Raw genomic sequence first — 16,843 nt, forward strand, 5'->3', positions numbered from 1 at the left:
GCCACCCAGCAGCTTGAAAAGAGTCTTACCGTGAGCGAAGTCATCACCAGCGTGTTACAGCAGGCGGCCAAGAATTTTGCTGTCAGCCTAGACGAGTTTTACCCGTCTTATGGCAGCAACGGCCTTAACGAGCGCAACCTGACATACCAAATGTCCAAAGCGTTTGCGGCGCGAAGCAATGCACATGCCTTTATGGAAGTGCCCTTTCTCAACCCAGTAACCGAGCGCTACGAGTTTCGTATCGACTGCATGTTATTCGACCCAACTACTGTTGCTTTTGTGGAGTGCAAGAGGCTCTACAGCCCGGAAAAAGCGGAACAACTGCGCCTCGATTTTCATCGGATGAGCGCAATCAACCTAGCGCCGGTTCTGGAGAAATTCACCCGTGCTGAAACCAGCGAGCGAAGCGTATATCGCGTCATGCTGGCGGAGACTTGGCAAAAAGCTACCGTGGACTGGTGGACAGCCAAGGACAGCAGTCGCAGTTGGGACAATGAATGGCTGCCGGATGAGCGGGGCGTCTTTGAGGTCAAGACATTCGAGAACGGCAATACATTGTATTGGTTGTTTGCTTTTGAACTGCTGGAGCTTAGTTGATGGTGATTGGAGCCCTGAAGGCGACATACGATATTGTCGAACACAAACACCGTTTTGCCGCCTGGGCTGGAAGCCGCGCGGCTAGCACCAAGACTTGTCGTTTCGACGTAAGTACCGGGCGTGCCATCATTGAGGCCGTTGGGCTACACGATTTGCTGGCGGCCCCAGTGCTGTTACCCACTCCGGAAAAAATTGACGAAATGCATAGTGTCTGGCGGGAAACGGCCATTTTCGAGGCAGAAGCAAAAGGCCTCCGCTGTTTCGGCCACGGTGTGGCGGCGAAGTTGATCAATGTTTACCTGAAGGGTGCATTCGTGTGTGCTGGTCACGAGTGGCACCCCAATGTGAAAGCCCTGCATCCACCCATCGACAGCCTGCTGCTGAATGAACTCTATAGGCTGGATGTGGGGGGGCTGCGTGCGACATGGAAGACGGCACGTAAACAGAGATGGTCAATGTTTGACTCACCGCAATATCAGCGTGTAATCGAGGCGATTCGCGCCGTTTCGGATGGGCGCCCCATGTGGATGGTGGAAACTCATTGGCGTGGGTTTCAATAGGAAAGAGAAGTGTAGTTTTCTGCTGATATAAGGTTGCGGGTTAAAGTTTGATTAATCAAAAAGTAAAGAGGGCAGAGTGGAAGCGATCAGTCCAACAATATGGTTTCCAGTAGTTACGCTGGTAGTAGGCGTTTTTTTGAAGGCTATCTTCGATGCATGGACGGAGAATAGAAAAGTTGCTTTTGATAGGGAATCCAGACTCGAGAAGCGTAAGGAGATCATACTGTTACAGCGTATTGATCTCCAACGAAAGGTTCTTTGTGACTTGCAGCTTGCTCTTTCAGATCTGATGCGCACGACAAATCAGATGCAAAAGCACGCGATTCAGCAACATCACGAGACTGGCTTATGGTGGAAAACTGAACCACCTGAAGATTTGGCTGAAAGGTCTAGAAATAACTTCCGCTCTGTCACCCTGATGAAAGTCAGGGTAAGTGATGAAGAGGTTAGGGAGCTTACAAGTCAATTATCTTTGTCGTGCGCGAGTATTAAGTACACGGATACAAAAGAAGAGGCTGTCAAAACCTTTGACTCTTCGACGGTCCTTTATTCTGAAATCAACGAAAAAACAGGTCGGGCCCTTAGGTCTCTGGAGCATGATGAGCAAGCATTGCTCACCTAACCATCAAAGGTCTTAGTTGAAATTTCCTGTTTTTGGTCATGAATACCTCCGCCATGAGGCAGGGGGCTTATCGACTTGAACACGATGCTCCAGCGTTTAGTTCTTAAGAGATTGCCGCACCTTTACGCTTGAAGCGCATAACTATTAGCTGTGTCGCCAAATAGGAACGCTGGGGTGTCGTTGCTGAACTTGTCACCGAGAACAAGTTCAGTACGTCACTCTGTAATTCCAATGAACCACAAAGGCTGCTTACGCTCGATTCCTGCGTTTGTGCGGCGGTGAGGCTCACCGATTGCAGCGCCAGCTTGCTCGCAAGCGCGTTGATATCGGTGAAGCCGGACACCTCGACATGACCAAACGGTGTGGATAGCTGCCCACGGACGTGACCCAACTGCCGCTGGCTGAAAGCATGCACACTCAGTTCAAGTGTCGTCCCATTGTCAGCCAGCCATGTGCCGTTCAACGCGTTCTCAATCGGTAGTGTTTCCAAGGGCGGCGCACCCGGGTCATCAAGCGATGCCGTATCCACCCGCCGATAAGTAAGCTTGTCAACGTAAGTCCCCTGTCCCGCAAGCCCGGGAAAGTCGCTGCTTGTTACCAACACGTGCGATAGCTGCAACTTGTCTCCTGCGGGTGTAACACTCATCTGCCCGCTTAGTCCTGAACACCAATTCCAGCTCGGATCCGCCGGATCATCGCCGATGGAGTGCCACTCGATAGCCAGTGTCACCGGCTGACTTACAGCGGGGGTAGCAGGCTCGTTCAGTTGAAAACCTGTCACTTCGTACTTGCCTGTTGAGCCGGTCGAAGACTGATAGGTGCCGCGAATCCGATTGCCCGTCACCGCCAGGGTCATGACTGATCCGTATTCATTTTTCCAGGTGCCTGCCACCGATTTATGCTCGGCGGAGGGGACTTCAACCGTCGGGCCAGGAAGTATGACCTTTGTGTTCGCCACCGGGCGGGGGCCTGGGTTGAACGGACGTGACGACGACCGGGTAATGATCTGCGGCCCACCTGGGCGATTGAACAACCAGATTCCGGTGGGGGCGAGTGAGTAAACCTCATGCCCGCATTGCACCACCTGATAGTCATAAACGGTGTAGCAGTGCTCCATGACCAGTGATCCCACCAGCACAAGGTCAGGCAGGCCCAGCGGCGAAAACTGCGGGACGGTCTGCCCCTTTTGTGGGCCTTCTTCAACCAGCAGGCTATACAGGTCAGCACCCAAGGTGATTTCACCCTCGGCAAATCCCAACACGACATCAGGTCGTGCGCCGCGAGCGATAAGCGCCAGGGTTTGTCCCATGATCTTGTCATCGCCCTTGAATTGCGAAGATCCAGAGTCCAGGGCAAAGCTCAAGTTGTTCGCCAGCGTTTCACCGCCCACCGAGTAGGACTTCAGTTCGGTAGACCATATGTATTCCACACCCGGCAATCTGCTATAGACGGACCAGGGGAGAAACAACCCGGGGCCCCGGGTTTTAGAGGCATCGATAGCTCCCATCTGGCACGTGCCGCTGCGATCTGTGGAGTTCCAGTCGAACGCTACGTAGGGATGCGTCGGGTCGAGTCGACCACTGCTGATCAGATCCTGGAACAGAAATGAGCTTCGTCCTTCAATGTAGGCGCTGCTGCACGGCAGGCCGATACCGCCATCCCAATCCAGCTGCTTGAACGAGTCACCGTCATAGTAGGTTGCCAGAAACAGCTTGATCGGCTGTGCGCTTCCTGAAGGGGCGGTTAGTACGTCCGAAGCGCTTTCAACCTGCATCGTGCCCCAGGGGCCAAAGCTATAGGGGCGTTGCAGGCAGTCGGTAAATGCGAAGGTGCTGGAAGCTCGGTGGTCAAACCGGCCTGCGGCGAAATGAACGCATTGATCAGCTGGGCAAAGTGTTGAAGTCACCCAACTGATATTGGTGCCTGAATCGATTGCCAGCTTCAACGGTTGACCAGGGCTGCCCAGTGCGATTGTTGAGTACCATGGTGAAGCCCCGTTGTTCTGGAAGGGGCCCCGTTGCATTGGAAATACCAGCCCATTGGCCGGCGATTGTGTGTCCATGATGAATTCCGTTTCTGGGGTGATGTGCAGCGACGTCACGCAGTAATAGAGCTTCCCGGTTGTCCGGGAAGCTGATGCCAACGGCATGCATTCAAACCGACTTGTCTCGAGGCTGATGTCGGGCTGCTTCTTGCTGTCTTGTCCGAAACGGCGGCGACGGTTGGCGGTTCATTGCAAGGCCCTGCCTTCGGTCTCCGGAATAAATGCCACTAACATCACGGTAACCAGCATGAAGGCGTTGATGAGGGTGGTCGTAACATTGAAAGACGCGCCATAAGCCACCAGTGCACCGATCAGTGAGGGCGCCAGAACGTTGGCTACCCGCTGGGCGAAAATCGCCCAGCCGTAACCAATGGTGCGTAGTGGCGTCGGGTACAGTTCGGCGATCCAGGTGCCCCAGACACCCCAGGCGCCAAGGCTGAAAAAAGCCAGGGCAAAGTTGCTCAGGTAGAGCATTTCCAGGGTGTGTGCGTTGGCAAAACCGTAGCCGGCAACCACTGAGGCTCCGATAAAGCCGATGATGATTTTCTTGCGCCCGAAACGATGGGTCAGGAAGGACGCGGCGACGTAACCGGGGATCATGCACAGCGCCGACAGTGCAATGAAGCCGTAGCTTTGCGGCAAGCTCAGACCACGTTGCTGCAATAGGGTCGGTAGCCAAGTCTGCAAACCCCAATAGCCCCATGAGAACGTGAAGTTGACGAGGATTTGCAGGGCGCTGACTTTGAGTATGGCGCCTGCAAACAAATCGCGCTGGCAGCCTCGGGTGCTCTGGTCGACTTGCAGCTGGCAACTTTCAGCTATTTGCACGGCGCCGCGACTCAGTCGCTGGATCACCCTCTTGGCCTGAGCTTGCCTGCCCACACTCGCCAGCCAATAAGGCGATTCCGGAACCCAGAGCGCCACCACCAGCGCCCAGAGGCTTCCCATGGAACTCAGCACGATAATCGCGCGCCAGCCCCAGGGCATCAGCCATACCGAGGCTCCCAGCGCCAGTAGCATCCCGATCGGCCAGCCCGAGGCGAGGTACACCGTGAGCGCGCCGCGATGGCGCACCGGCAGCAGTTCCTGATAGTGGGCAAAGGTGACGACCATCATCCCCACTGCCGCTACGCCCGACAGCAGCCGCAGCACATAAAGGCTGAGGTAGTTCGGGGCGAACGCACTGGCCAGCGAAATCACGCCGTAGATCGCCAGGCTCCAGAGAATCGCGCGTTTGCGTCCAATTCGTTCGGCGACTTTGCCCCAAGCCAATGACCCCAGCAGCATGCCGATGAACATGGCACTGATCAGATTGCCGACTGCGAGCGCGTCGAGGGCCAGGTCTTCTGCTATCAGCGGCGCGGTGTAGACGATGATCATCATCTCCCACGCCTCGATGGCAAATACAAAGAACAACGCGAGGCAGCATTTCAGATGCTCGCGAGTCAAGGGAACATCTCTGAACACATCGCCCACCTGCTGGATGGACGCGTTGCTGCCCGGCGAGGGCGTCTCGGTGACGTTGCTCATACTCATGGAAGATCATCCAAGTGAGGGAGGGTTATGCCTTGACCCGATTGCCGATCGGCACCGGCCCCTGGAACAGGCCGAAGGCCTTGATCTCGGTTTCCGGTGGCGGTTCACAACTGCCAACCCGGCTGGGTGACCAGCCGAAGCGCCGTTTCATGCCTGCCATGGCCTCGGCCATCTTGAAGGCCGCAACCACGGGGTCGATTACCGGTACGCCGACTTCCCGCTGCACCTGCTCAAAGAAACCGAACTCGATGGTGCAGCCGAGCACGATGGCTTCCGCCCCGTCCTCTTCGACGGCCAGCATGGCTTGTTCGATGATTCGGCTGCGGGTGAGGGCGGGGTCCTTCTGGAATTCATCAACCCCCATGCCCAGTGGTCTCATCGATGCCAGCCGGTCCGCCGCGCCGTAGCTGCGAACCCGTTCATGCATCTGCTCCATCCACTTGTTGCGACCGACGATGATCGAGAACCGGTTGGCCAGATGCTCGACCACTTGCAGGCTTGCCTGGCAAGGGGCGACAACGATCGTCTCGCCGGAGATTTCCCGGGCATCTTCCAGCGCGGGATCGTAGAAGCAGCCTATCACCAGCGCATCAATATTCTGTTGCCCGCAGTCACGGGCGATACGGAGTGTGCGTTCATAAGTGAGTGCTTCGTACGCCCGATATTCCAGATGGGTCGGGCTGTGTGCCATGTCAAAGGACACGACTTCGATGTGCGTCGATGGTTGCTTGATGCCGCGGAGCAGGTCGGCGATGGGGGCGTCGAATGTGGAGCAACCAATTGGGTTCAGCCAGCGCACCGTTACGGGTACATCCTGCGGCTGGGGAGCGGGTGTTGTAGTGTGCATGCAATAGTCCTCGGAAATTTTCGCAGGCGCGATTAGAAGAACTTCACCAGTGCCATGGTCAGTTCATTGGCACGGGTCAGGTTGGCGCTGCGGTAGTACTCGAAGTTCATATTGGCGGAGAGGTAGAACCCCTGTTGGGCAAACCCGGTATAGGTCATGGACGGGCCGATCTTTGCAACGCGTGACTCGGCGAAGTCCGACGCGGCTTTGTTGTTGATGTGATAGACGTGATGCACGCCCAACCACAGGTCGTCGGTGACGAGGTACCCGGCGGCAACATTCGCCAGCCATAAGCTGACTCCGCCACGCAGGCGCTTGGGGTTGTCGGTGCCGAGGTCGGTGGTATTGCGATTGCGCGCGGCGTAATGGATGCCCGCCGGGGTAAAGGTCGCGGCAAAGTTCCCGACGCGCACGTAATTGGCGAGGCTGAAACTCACCGCATATCGATTGGCGAACGCGCCGTAGCCGGCGATGTCATCATTGCCATTGGGGAACTCGACCATCAGGGTCGGGTTGGTCCAGAACGTGGTGTAGTCAGCAGAGCCGGGTTCGCTGGTGGGCTCCACCACGTTGTAGTAGTAGGCAAAGCCCAGGTTGGGTGAAGCAACGCCCCAGGGGCTGGTGTCCCGTGCGCCATTGGTGCTGGCGTAACCGGGGACGGCGCCCACCCAGAACTGCAACTGATCACGGGTGGTGTCGGTAAAGCCCGTCTCGGAGAAGTACGCCAACACTGTATTGCCACCGGCGCGGGCGTTACCGTCTGCCGTGCGATTGAACACCGGGAATGACTCCAGTGCCCATTTGCCCGGGATGCCCGGCTGGCCAAAACCAATGAACTGCTCGGCGTTGGCTGATGCGCTGAATCCCAAAACCAAGGCAATCGCGGGCAACACCCAAGGACGTGAAGGGGTGTACGGTTTCATATCAGTTCTCGCTTTTTTGTTGTTGTTCTAAGTACTGAGGGCTGGTGCGTTCGGCGTAATCGTCGTCAGCAGCACCTGTAGGTCAAATCTGCACGCCGTATATCGTTCTGGCCGTTTCGGTATCGACATAGCCGTTCTTCAGGTCATCCAGCACGGCTTGTCGGTTGCGCTCAGAGGGTGACCCGTAACCACCACCGGCTCCGGTGCGCACGCGTACCAAATCGCCTGCGTCGAGGCTGATGCTGCTGGCCATGGCATAACGCTGTTGTGTGCCGTCGCAGCGGGAGACTTCGACATAGTTGGGCGTACCGTCCAGGCCTTGCTCAAGCCCCCACGGTGGTATGACGGCACGGGTGTAGCCGCAGGTCAGGAAGCTGGCATCGGAGCGTATGCGGTAGTCGATGAGCAGGCCTCGCCCGCCGCGGAACTGGCCGTGGCCACCGGGCTCGTCATTGAGTTCCATACGTTCGACGTACAGGCCATAGCGGGCTTCGCACACCTCAACCGGGCAGTTGTAGGTTTCCCCGTGAAGGCCCGAGTACACCGCGTTGTTGCCGTCGCGGCCGGGTTCGGCCCCCCAGCCGCCAATCTCGGGCTCCACCAGGGTGAATACGCGCCCGGTATCGGGATGCACACCACCGATGATGGTGGCGCACACCGAGGCAAAATTGCCGGCGGGCAAGCGATCGGGAAACCGCTGGGCCAGGCAGCGCAGGATCAGGTCGTGCACGCGGATCAGGTTTTCGAAATAGAACCCCTCGGCTGCGGGAGGCTGGGCATCAAACAGCGACCCGGGCCGGGTCAATACCCGGAGGGGGCGGAAGGTGCCTCCATTGGTGACGCCTTGTGGCGCGGTCAAGGCCTTGAAGGCCATCTGCGCCGCGACCACTGCGCCATCTCGGCTAAGATTGGTGGGCCCGGCACATTGGTCAGGGTTGTCGCGCAGGTCGATGATCAGATCGCGTTCGGATATCTGAATCGACACCTGGAAGAGGCTGCCGTCGTCCTGCACTTCTTCTTGATGAAGGTGAGTGGCAGGCAAGTTGCGCAGTGCGCCCAAGGAGATCTTTTCACCCAGGCTCATAAATTCCTGCATGGCCGTGAGGAATACCTCGATCCCGTACTTCGCGCTCAGTGCCTGCAGGCGCAGGGCGCCACTGCGTACTGCGGCGACACCTGCCCATAAATCCCCTTCCATGAAATCCGGCATGCGGGTATTGCAACGCAGGATCTGCAGCACTGAACGAATCGGCTGGCCCCGACTGATGAGTTTGACCGAGGCCAGGCGCAGGCCTTCCTGGAAAATCTCGGTTGCCTCCGTCGACAACGAACCCGGGACCATGCCGCTGATGTCGTTCCAGTGGGCGATGTTGGCGGTCCAGGCCAGTAAACGACCCTCGGCGAACACCGGCATCGCCAGCACCACATCGTTGAGGTGGGTGACGCCGCCACTGTGGGGATCATTGGTGATGAATACGTCACCGTCCTCGATCTCCCCGGGCGTGGGGTGCTGAATCAGAATCTGCTTGACGGCTTTGTCGAGCACACCGACAAACGCTGGAATACCCGCGCCCGAGCTGGCGATTTCGCCATGGGCATCGGTGATGCCGGTGCCCATGTCCAGAACCTCATAGATCACCGGGCTCATGGCAGCCTTGCGCATCGTCTCGAACATTTCATCGGCGATTGCCTGTAGCGAGTTCTGGATGATATCCAGGGTAAATATATCGATTTTGCTCATGGGGGCTGCTCCTTCAGGCGCCGAGGGTGATATGCAGGTTGCCGAGGCGGTCGACGAGTACCTGATTGCCGGGATGGACCACGACGGTGGAACCGGCATCCTCGATGATGGCTGGGCCGCTGAAACTCATCTGCGGCTCCAGGCGGGCGTAGTCGTAGATGGCCGTGTCGTGGATGCCTTCGAGGGCGAAATCCACCGGGCGTTGGCCTTTGTGGGCCTCTGCCAGCGTGCGACCGGTGACGGGCAGGGCTTGCAGGTTCAACTTGCCAATCTGCGCGACGGCCACCAGATGGAAACCGACAATTTCCAACGGCGCCTGTAGGCGGTAGGAGTACTGCTGCTGGTAAATATCGTGGAAACGTCGGGCTATCGCCGGCCAATGCTCTGAGAGGGATTCTTCATGATCCAAGGCGACCTCGACGGCGTGCTCCTGGTTCTGGTAACGCAGCTTGCAGGACACCCGCAAGTCGACCTGATCCGGAGCAATGGCTTCGTCGACAAATTGCTCCCGGGCGTTGTGCATCAGGTCCTGGAGAAATAGCTGGGTAAGTGCGAGCTCGCCTTCGCGTTCGGTTTCGACAAAGCGATTGATGAACAGGTCGCGGCGCAGGTCGGACATGGTCATGCCCCATGCGGAGAACACGGATGCACCTCGGGGCACAATGACTTTCTTGACCCCAAGCTCTTGAGCCAAGGCGACAGCATGCATGGCGCCGCCGCCGCCAAAGGCGATCAGGGTCAACTCCCGGGGATCATGGCCACGACTCAACGACACCAGTTTCAATGCGTTGACCATGTTGTCGTTGGCGATCCGAATGATGCCGCGGGCGATTTCACAGGCGGGTAGCTTCAGGCGCTCGCTCAGTGGGTCGAAGGCCTGCTCGACAGCCGCCATATCCGCGACCAGCTCGCCACCGCAGAAGTAGCCGGGGTTGATCCGGCCCAGGGCCAGGTTGGCATCCGTCGTTGTGACCTGCGTACCGCCGTTGCCATAGGCCGCAGGGCCGGGCAGGGCTCCGGCAGACTCGGGGCCGACGTGCATTTTGTCGAATTCGTCGACCCAGGCAATGGAACCACCGCCATTACCGATTTCCACCAGGTCCACCACCGGTACCATGATCGGGTAGCCCGCATTGAGCCGATTGCGTTCAATCCAATAGTCGGTCTTGATCGACACTTGGCCGTTACGTACCAGCGAGCATTTTGCGGTGGTACCGCCGATGTCCAATGCCAGCAGGTTCGGCTCGTCAAGCAGGCGACCGAGCTCGGCGGCGGCCCAAAAGCCGCTGGCAGGCCCCGACTCGACCATGGTGATGGGAATGTCCCGGGCATGGGTCACACTGTCGACGCCGCAGTTGGACTGCATGATGTACAGCGGTGCCTTGTAGCCACCTTCGCGCAGGCCGGTCTCCAGGTTATCGAGGTAGCGTGCGGCGATGGGTTGGACGTAGGCCGAGAGCACTGTGGTACTGGAGCGTTCGTATTCGCGCCACTCGCGAGTGATCTGATGTGAGGCAACGACCGAGACCTCGGGCCAGAGCCGCTGTACTTCTTTCAGTACCGCCTGCTCATGAACCGGGTTGGCGTAGGCGTGCAACAGGCAGATGGCAATGGCTTGAACCCCGTCGGCGCGAAACGCATCGAGTATGTCCACCAGGCCTGAAAGATCCAGCGGTTCACGCTCGCTGCCGTCGGTATGCAGGCGACCAGCTATCTCGCGCCTCAGGTAGCGAGCCACGAAGGGCGCTGGCTTGACCCATTTCAAGTTGAAGTAGTCCGGGCGATTGGCCCGGGCAATCTCGAGGATGTCGCGAAAGCCTTGAGTGGTGATCAAGGCCGTCTTTACGCCTCGACGCTCGGTCAAGGCGTTAATGACCACCGTGGTGCCATGGGCGAGAAAGTCGACGGTTTCCAGTGCGATGTTCGCTTTCTGGATGACGTTGAGCACACCCTTGGCGAAGTTCGGTGGTGTGGTATCGACCTTGGCGGTGCGAATGATTTGTTGGCCGGTGGCCGGGTTGCTTTCGAAATAGACCAGGTCGGTAAATGTCCCACCGACATCGGTCGCTACACGCACAGTTTTACCGTCCATATCCACAGGGCATCTCCTGATGTGATTGTTGTTATCGGAGCTGGCAGAGCGTTGGGGCTCTCGCTGTTTAGACGGATGCTAGAGGGCGGTGAGCGGGGGTTACTACCTGCGGCACGGGTAGTTCATGGCGCGATTTCCACAGCGCCTACCCGGATGGGTAGGCGGGTGGGCTCAGAGAGAGGAATCAAGAACACCGAGGCGCAACGCTGCACTGATGGCGGCCGTGCGATTGTCTACCGACAGCTTGGCGAAGATGTGTTTAAGATGAAATTTCACGGTGTTTTCAGAGATGTTCAACGCTTGCGCGATCGTCTTGTTTGGCTGGCCGCTGACGAGCAAGGTGAGGATCTGTGTCTCCTTGGCGCTGAATGGCATGCGGGCGCGCACCGGGTGTGCCCGCCAGCCTCGCAGCCGCGTAAGGATGGCTGCCTGACCAGGGAGTATTTCAGGGCAGGCTTCCAGCGCCGGCAGCAGACTTGGACCCACTTCCAGCAGCAGGCCCGGCAAGATCTGCTGAGGTATCGATGCCAGGATCGGTGTCAGATCGTTGGTTTCCAGCGTTGACTGGCCTTTGCCATAGGCGACTAACGCCAGCAGTTGCAGGCGCCACGCAGGGAGGCACAAACCTTTGTCTTGCAGCACTTTGCCTTCTTGATGCAAGCGGGTCAGCGCGGCGGCGGAACGTCCCGAGGCCAGTTGCAGGCGGGCCAGTGCCAAGGTGGCTGCTTCATGGGTACGCCAGTCATCGCGGTCACCTGCAATACGTTCAAGGTCGGCTTGCAATGCCTCCTCGCGAGCCTTTACCAGGGAGCCGCACTGCACCAGCAAATCGACCCGCCATGCGTTGACCAATCGTGTCAGCCGCAGCCATTCACGGGTGTCCGCCAACTGTGCCACCTGTTCCAGTTCTCGCAGCGCCACCTGCATGCCTTGACCGCGCAGCGTGGTGCGCCACGCGATTTCGGCTGTTGTGGCGGCGATATCCAACCAGCCATCCGTCTGTTCGAGGGATGCCCAGCCGTCCCGCCACCAGGTTGTTGCCTCGGACCATGCACCTTGCCAGTAACAGTGTTGCGCCTTAAGGCAGCCGACTAGCGCGTTGACTGAGCTTTCACGGCCAAACTGATCGCCTGAAATGGCCAGCGCCTCGTCGACCATGCGACTCGACTGGGTAATGTTGCCCATCAAGGAAAGTACTTGCGCCTCATGAATACGGCAGTAATTTTCACCGCGCGGAATGTCGACCAGGCGCATCTTGATGTGGGCTGTGCGGATGGTTTGCAGCGCAAGGGGCAGTTCTCCGCGAGTCATGGCGCTCAGGGCCTCTACACAGGCAAGGGTTGCCTGGGCCAGGACTTCTTCGCCCTGCAACTGTACTGGGTCGAACGGACTTGCATGGTTTTCTGCAAAGCGATCGACGTAGGCGTTGGCCAACGTTTGAATGACCTGGAAGTCTCGCTTCAGGCGCCTGTCGTCCTGGATGACGCCTTGCGCCAGCTGTAGCAGTTGAGTGGCTAACCTATGGTCTCCAAGCTTGGCGTGCAGGTACGCTTGGAGCAGCAAAAGGTCAGGCTCGCTGCGCCGTGTTGGCTCATCGAACTGCTGCAACAGGCTTTGTGCATAGCGGATCCCATGCCTCAGTACAGACTCCCATCCCCCTGCGCGCACCACCATATTCACCGCCAGCGCCGTGTCGCTGGCACGTAACGCATGTGACACCGCCTGGATCCAGTCCTTTTCTTGTGCCAACCATTGGGCCGCAGCGCGGTGAATGCGCTGGGCATTTTTGGTGTCACACCGCTTGCTCAGGAAGTCCCGCAGCAGACGGTGGTAGCGGAACCACTGACGCTTGGCGTCCAGCGGGACCAACAGGGCGTCAAGGTGGCTTAATTGTGCAAGCAACTGAGTGCTGTCGGTGCGCTCGCGTATCGCATCAGCGAACCCCGCGTTGAAACGCTCCAGCAATGCGGTATCCATCAGGAAGGATTGACACGCTGGTGGCAAGCGTCCCACGACTTGTTCCGTCAGATAGGCGGCGATATCGGTGACGTGCCCGGAAAACTCGTTCAGGTGGTACAGCGAGCCGTCTCCACTGGCTCGCCACAGCCGAGCCAGTTGCACAGCCACGGGCCAGCCTTCGGTTGTTTCATGTAGATGATGCAGGTCTGACGATGAGAGATCGGGCCCCAGGATCGCGTTGGTTTCGCTCGCTGAAAGTGTCAATTCGCGAGCGGTCACCTCGTGCACCCAGCCCATGGTTTTCCAGCGCGCCAAGGGCCATTGGGGACGAGTACGGCTGGCCACAACCCAATGCAGCCAGGGGGCAGCTTGTTCCAGCAATGCTTGCACAAGGGTATCGAGGTGCTCGTTGGCGGCTGTGTGGTAGTCATCGAGCAGTAGGGTGATGGAGCGGTTCTCCCGCGCCATGCCATGAAGCAAGGCACTGATGGTGCGTTGTGGTTGCGCATCCAGGGATTGAGCTTCTGCCAGCCGTGGCAGGTGCCCGAGATCAAGGCCTGCGTGGTCAAGCGCCAGAATCAGATAGGCCAGGAAACGGTTGGGTTCTGCGTCTGCTTCATCCAGCGATAGCCAGGCAACGATTGCCTGTGGAGAGGTGCGCAGTAGTTCCTGTCGCCACTGCATCAACAGTGTTGTTTTGCCGTATCCAGGGGGAGCCACAAGGAGAATCAATGGCCCATCAATCCTCGTCTTTAATGACGCCAACAAGTCTTGCCGGGGCGTTGAGGTGAGTAACGTCAGCGGCGGTGTCAGTTTGCCGATCCAACGCCAGGTGTACTGGGAGTTACGGGAAGGGTCATGAGTCACGGCAGGAAGGCTCGTGTCGATGGGGTGTGTCTGAACGCTTTATCAGTAATAGGAAAGTAACGTTGAGATGATGAGTAACGGAATGTTTAGATTATGCGGCAGGTTGCTGCTGTGACAGGAGACAGTGCCACTGAGGCCCTGTGAGATTTCGTAAGCCCTTTCCCTGTTTTCCGTAGGAGCAGGGCTTTCTCCCCATGCAGTGCTTGAAACACCACCCCCCGCGGCCATAGCCTCACGTTTTTCCTGACACTGAGGCCCGGCATTGGGTAAGCGAAAAACGGTATGGCCCACGGAGCGGGAAGTTCGACTGCGCTTTATCCTGCTGGCAATCATTGAAACCGCCTCCAATCGAGGCGTTCCCATCGAGCGACTTTTGCTTTCGTACATTCTGCTGCGCAACAAGCCGACCCAGGCGCAGCTGTGGGAGGCCATCAGCGACTGCCTGCTCCTCGATGAGATGAACGGCTTTCGATTTGAACCCGGGTCGGAAGCCGATCGGTTGATGCGCAAAATCAGCAGCGAAACCGATCAGGCCTGACGAACCACCAACACCGGCGTACGCGGCGGTACCAGACGCTTGCTCCCTGTCGACTCATACGCCGACGCCAATCGCAGCAACGCCGAGTCGTCATAAGCCCGTCCGGCAAAGGTCAGCCCCACCGGCATGCCGATGTCCGCCATGATACCCATGGGCACCGTCACTGTCGGCACGCCCAAATGGCGGATGGCGAGGTTACCGTTGGCCACCCATACACCGTTGCTCCACGCGATATCCGCCGACGCGGGATTCACATCCGCATCCGCCGGGCCTACGTCGGCGACGGTCGGGAAAATCACCGCATCCAGCCCCAGCTTATCCATCCAGTCTTCAAGGTCGATGCGCCGAGTTTGTTCCAGGCCGCGTAGGCCATCGGGCACGGTGCTGATCTTGTCCCACGGCGTGATACCGCGCTCGGCCATGCGCACGTATTCGTCCATGCCGGCGGCCAGGTCGTCTTCGCGGTTGGGCAGGGTGCCGGGGTCGTGGGGGAAGATGTTCGGGCCGTCGACATCGGCAAGGCGGTTCAACGCAGGGTCGTTGTTGGCGCGCAGGAAATCATCGAACGCCCAGGCCGACAGTTCCCACAATTCGTCGTGGAGGAATTCTTTCGACACCAGGCCTCGGGTAAACACTTTCGGCGCGCCCGGGCGATCGCCTTCGCAATTGGAAACCAGCGGGAAATCCACCTCGACCACTTCTGCACCGGCCGCTTCGAGTGCCATGCGCGCGGCTTCCCAGAGCTCAATCACCGAGGCGCAGGTTTTGATTTGCTGGCCAGTAGGGCCGCCGATTCCCGGCTCGTTGCTGGTGCCTGCCTCAGGGTCGGCGTTGATGTACATGCGTGGCACGCCGAAGCGTTTGCCGGCGAGTGCATCGCCGGTCGCGGCCAGGTCTGCGTAGGACTGCGGGCGTACCGAGGCGACGCTGGGGATCGGCACCCAGGGTTGCATCCGCCACAGGTCGCCGCGCGTGTCGGGGTCTTCTGCGACCACGACGTCGAGCACTTCAAGCAGGTCGGCCATGGTCCGGGCGTAGGGCACGACCACGTCCATGGTCGGGGTCAGCGGCCAGTTGCCGCGTACCGAGATCACGCCACGGGACGGGGTGTAGGCACACAGGCCATTGTTGGAGGCCGGGCCGCGCCCGCTGGACCAGGTCTCTTCCGCCAGGCCAAATGCCGCGAAACTCGCCGCAGTGGCCGTGCCGGCGCCGTTGGAGGAGCCCGACGCGAACGGCGCGGTCAGGTAGTCGGCGTTGTACGGGCTCTCGGCCCGGCCATATACACCGCGCTGCATACCACCATTGGCCATGGGCGGCATGTTGGTCTTGCCCAGGCAAATGGCGCCGGTGGCGCGTAGCCGCTCAATGGTGAACGCGTCGCGGTAGGCAATCAGGTTCGCGAAAGCCGGGCTGCCGGAGGCGGCGGTGAGGCCCTTGACCAGGTAGCTGTCTTTGGCGGTATAGGGAATGCCGTCGAGCGGGCCCAGGGTTTTGCCGCTGGCCCGACGTGCATCGCAAGCGCGCGCTTCCTCCAGTGCTTGAGGGTTGCGCACCACCACGGCGTTGAGGGCAGTGGCGGTGTTGGGGGCGTCGTAGGCGTCGATCCTGGCGAGGTAGGCCTCTACCAACTCAACTGCCGTGGTCTGGCCGGACTCGAGCGCAGCGCGCAGTTGGGCAATGGAAACTTCGGTTACTTCGATCACGTGGTTATCGCCGGGTGCAGAAAAGGGGGAGGGGTTGAGTGCTGACTCAATCCATTCAGTGAAAGTAGCTTACTGATAGATTTTTCATAGCGCCAGAGAATGGCATCCCTTACTGTGGCCCCTCAATTTCCTTATCGATAACGGTGCGGTTTATGTCCGATGAAGTGCGGCTTGTCGTCATCATTAATACCCAGCCTGGGCGGGGTGCGGACCAGTTGGCCGCGTTTGCCAGACTGGCGCCGCTGGTGCGGGCTGAAGCGGGTTGCATCCAGTACGACCTGCATCCTGTTGAGGGTAAAAGCGACAGTTTTGTGTTGATCGAGACGTGGGCTTCAAAGGCGGCGCTTAAGGATCACCACGCCGCTCCTCACATGCTGGAAGCCGCCAAGCACAACCCGACATTCCGTGCGGGCCCCTCCAACGTATTGGTGCTGGAGCCGCCGGTCCAGGTACGTTGACTTCAACCCGGCGGCTCTAGGGTTTATCATTGGCCCTTCATTTTTTGCTGCCCGGAAAGATTTCGATGTTGTTTACAAGGACTGTCATGGCGAGCGCACTGCTCGCCGTTCTGGCCACCCCGGCCCACGCGTCCAACCTGGACCTGACCTACGAGGCACCGATCCTCAGCGCTGTACCCCTCACGCCGCAGGCTGAGCCGAAGCCGCGTTTCCCGGTCAAAAGCGTTGCGCCCGTGACCGTGGAAAACAGCTGCACCGGCCGCGAGTGCACCTACGAAGGCGACATCAGCCTGCCCCGCGAGGAGCAGACTGTGCGGCGTTTTTCCATCGGTATTCAATAAAACCAACGGGCG

At 58.9% G+C, this 16,843-nt stretch carries 14 protein-coding genes; 6 read left to right on the forward strand and 8 right to left on the reverse strand.

Translation table 11 applies throughout. The annotated features are described in order from the left end of the window. Positions 1-30: 30 nt before the first annotated feature. The 3 genes from K0H47_RS15755 (at position 31) to K0H47_RS15765 (ending at position 1,779) form a co-directional block, all read left to right on the forward strand. Positions 31-597, forward strand: a complete 567-nt coding sequence (locus K0H47_RS15755; protein WP_177070087.1) for a hypothetical protein — start codon at positions 31-33, stop codon at positions 595-597. Then, positions 597-1,157 carry a hypothetical protein gene (locus K0H47_RS15760; RefSeq protein ID WP_177070089.1) on the forward strand — a complete coding sequence of 187 codons (561 nt, stop codon included), beginning with the start codon at positions 597-599 and terminating at the stop codon, positions 1,155-1,157. The genes K0H47_RS15755 and K0H47_RS15760 overlap by 1 nt, the downstream gene beginning before the upstream one ends. A gap of 76 nt (positions 1,158-1,233) precedes the next feature. After that, positions 1,234-1,779, forward strand: coding sequence for a hypothetical protein (locus K0H47_RS15765; protein ID WP_219273161.1), 546 nt, complete (start codon positions 1,234-1,236; stop codon positions 1,777-1,779). A 103-nt stretch (positions 1,780-1,882) separates the two neighbouring features. On the opposite strand, the gene K0H47_RS15770 is transcribed toward K0H47_RS15765, so the two are convergent. From K0H47_RS15770 to K0H47_RS15800, 7 genes are all read right to left on the reverse strand, one after another. Then, entirely contained in the window at positions 1,883-3,841 is a 1,959-nt protein-coding gene (locus K0H47_RS15770; RefSeq protein ID WP_219273162.1) for an avidin/streptavidin family protein, read from the reverse strand. A gap of 168 nt (positions 3,842-4,009) precedes the next feature. Beyond that, on the reverse strand, positions 4,010-5,359 hold the full coding sequence (locus K0H47_RS15775; RefSeq protein ID WP_242488204.1) for an MFS transporter: 1,350 nt from the start codon (positions 5,357-5,359) through the stop codon (positions 4,010-4,012). Positions 5,360-5,384: 25 nt separating this feature from the next. Then, entirely contained in the window at positions 5,385-6,206 is an 822-nt protein-coding gene (locus K0H47_RS15780; RefSeq protein WP_177070095.1) for an aspartate/glutamate racemase family protein, read from the reverse strand. A 32-nt stretch (positions 6,207-6,238) separates the two neighbouring features. Beyond that, on the reverse strand, positions 6,239-7,129 hold the full coding sequence (locus K0H47_RS15785) for a hypothetical protein (protein ID WP_219273164.1): 891 nt from the start codon (positions 7,127-7,129) through the stop codon (positions 6,239-6,241). 82 nt (positions 7,130-7,211) lie between these two features. Beyond that, positions 7,212-8,870 carry a hydantoinase B/oxoprolinase family protein gene (locus tag K0H47_RS15790; protein WP_219273166.1) on the reverse strand — a complete coding sequence of 553 codons (1,659 nt, stop codon included), beginning with the start codon at positions 8,868-8,870 and terminating at the stop codon, positions 7,212-7,214. A gap of 13 nt (positions 8,871-8,883) precedes the next feature. Then, the gene (locus K0H47_RS15795) at positions 8,884-10,962 is read right to left on the reverse strand and encodes a hydantoinase/oxoprolinase family protein (protein WP_257626679.1); all 2,079 of its coding nucleotides are present in this window, start codon (positions 10,960-10,962) and stop codon (positions 8,884-8,886) included. 171 nt (positions 10,963-11,133) lie between these two features. After that, positions 11,134-13,788, reverse strand: coding sequence for a LuxR C-terminal-related transcriptional regulator (locus tag K0H47_RS15800; protein WP_374106759.1), 2,655 nt, complete (start codon positions 13,786-13,788; stop codon positions 11,134-11,136). A gap of 262 nt (positions 13,789-14,050) precedes the next feature. Between K0H47_RS15800 and K0H47_RS15805 the strand changes: the two genes are divergently transcribed. Continuing rightward, positions 14,051-14,326 carry a hypothetical protein gene (locus tag K0H47_RS15805; RefSeq protein WP_017477108.1) on the forward strand — a complete coding sequence of 92 codons (276 nt, stop codon included), beginning with the start codon at positions 14,051-14,053 and terminating at the stop codon, positions 14,324-14,326. On the opposite strand, the gene K0H47_RS15810 is transcribed toward K0H47_RS15805, so the two are convergent. Further along, the gene (locus tag K0H47_RS15810) at positions 14,317-16,032 is read right to left on the reverse strand and encodes an amidase (RefSeq protein ID WP_219273168.1); all 1,716 of its coding nucleotides are present in this window, start codon (positions 16,030-16,032) and stop codon (positions 14,317-14,319) included. The genes K0H47_RS15805 and K0H47_RS15810 overlap by 10 nt on opposite strands. A 152-nt stretch (positions 16,033-16,184) precedes the next feature. Between K0H47_RS15810 and K0H47_RS15815 the strand changes: the two genes are divergently transcribed. Both K0H47_RS15815 and K0H47_RS15820 read left to right on the forward strand, forming a co-directional pair. Next, on the forward strand, positions 16,185-16,490 hold the full coding sequence (locus tag K0H47_RS15815) for a putative quinol monooxygenase (protein ID WP_177026306.1): 306 nt from the start codon (positions 16,185-16,187) through the stop codon (positions 16,488-16,490). An 86-nt stretch (positions 16,491-16,576) separates the two neighbouring features. Further along, positions 16,577-16,831, forward strand: a complete 255-nt coding sequence (locus K0H47_RS15820) for a hypothetical protein (RefSeq protein WP_017477111.1) — start codon at positions 16,577-16,579, stop codon at positions 16,829-16,831. Positions 16,832-16,843: the final 12 nt, after the last annotated feature.

Origin of the sequence: Pseudomonas sp. Xaverov 83 (assembly GCF_019352905.1) — a bacterium.
Lineage (GTDB): Bacteria > Pseudomonadota > Gammaproteobacteria > Pseudomonadales > Pseudomonadaceae > Aquipseudomonas > Aquipseudomonas yamanorum.

Excerpts from the sequence above, each read along its gene's own strand:
- K0H47_RS15820 (WP_017477111.1), top strand. The coding sequence starts at position 16,577 with ATGGCGAGCGCACTGCTCGCCGTTCTGGCCACCCCGGCCCACGCGTCC.
- K0H47_RS15795 (WP_257626679.1), bottom strand. The coding sequence starts at position 10,962 with ATGGACGGTAAAACTGTGCGTGTAGCGACCGATGTCGGTGGGACATTT.
- K0H47_RS15815 (WP_177026306.1), top strand. The coding sequence starts at position 16,185 with ATGTCCGATGAAGTGCGGCTTGTCGTCATCATTAATACCCAGCCTGGG.
- K0H47_RS15770 (WP_219273162.1), bottom strand. The coding sequence starts at position 3,841 with ATGGACACACAATCGCCGGCCAATGGGCTGGTATTTCCAATGCAACGG.
- K0H47_RS15790 (WP_219273166.1), bottom strand. The coding sequence starts at position 8,870 with ATGAGCAAAATCGATATATTTACCCTGGATATCATCCAGAACTCGCTA.
- K0H47_RS15785 (WP_219273164.1), bottom strand. The coding sequence starts at position 7,129 with ATGAAACCGTACACCCCTTCACGTCCTTGGGTGTTGCCCGCGATTGCC.
- K0H47_RS15760 (WP_177070089.1), top strand. The coding sequence starts at position 597 with ATGGTGATTGGAGCCCTGAAGGCGACATACGATATTGTCGAACACAAA.
- K0H47_RS15780 (WP_177070095.1), bottom strand. The coding sequence starts at position 6,206 with ATGCACACTACAACACCCGCTCCCCAGCCGCAGGATGTACCCGTAACG.
- K0H47_RS15775 (WP_242488204.1), bottom strand. The coding sequence starts at position 5,359 with ATGAGTATGAGCAACGTCACCGAGACGCCCTCGCCGGGCAGCAACGCG.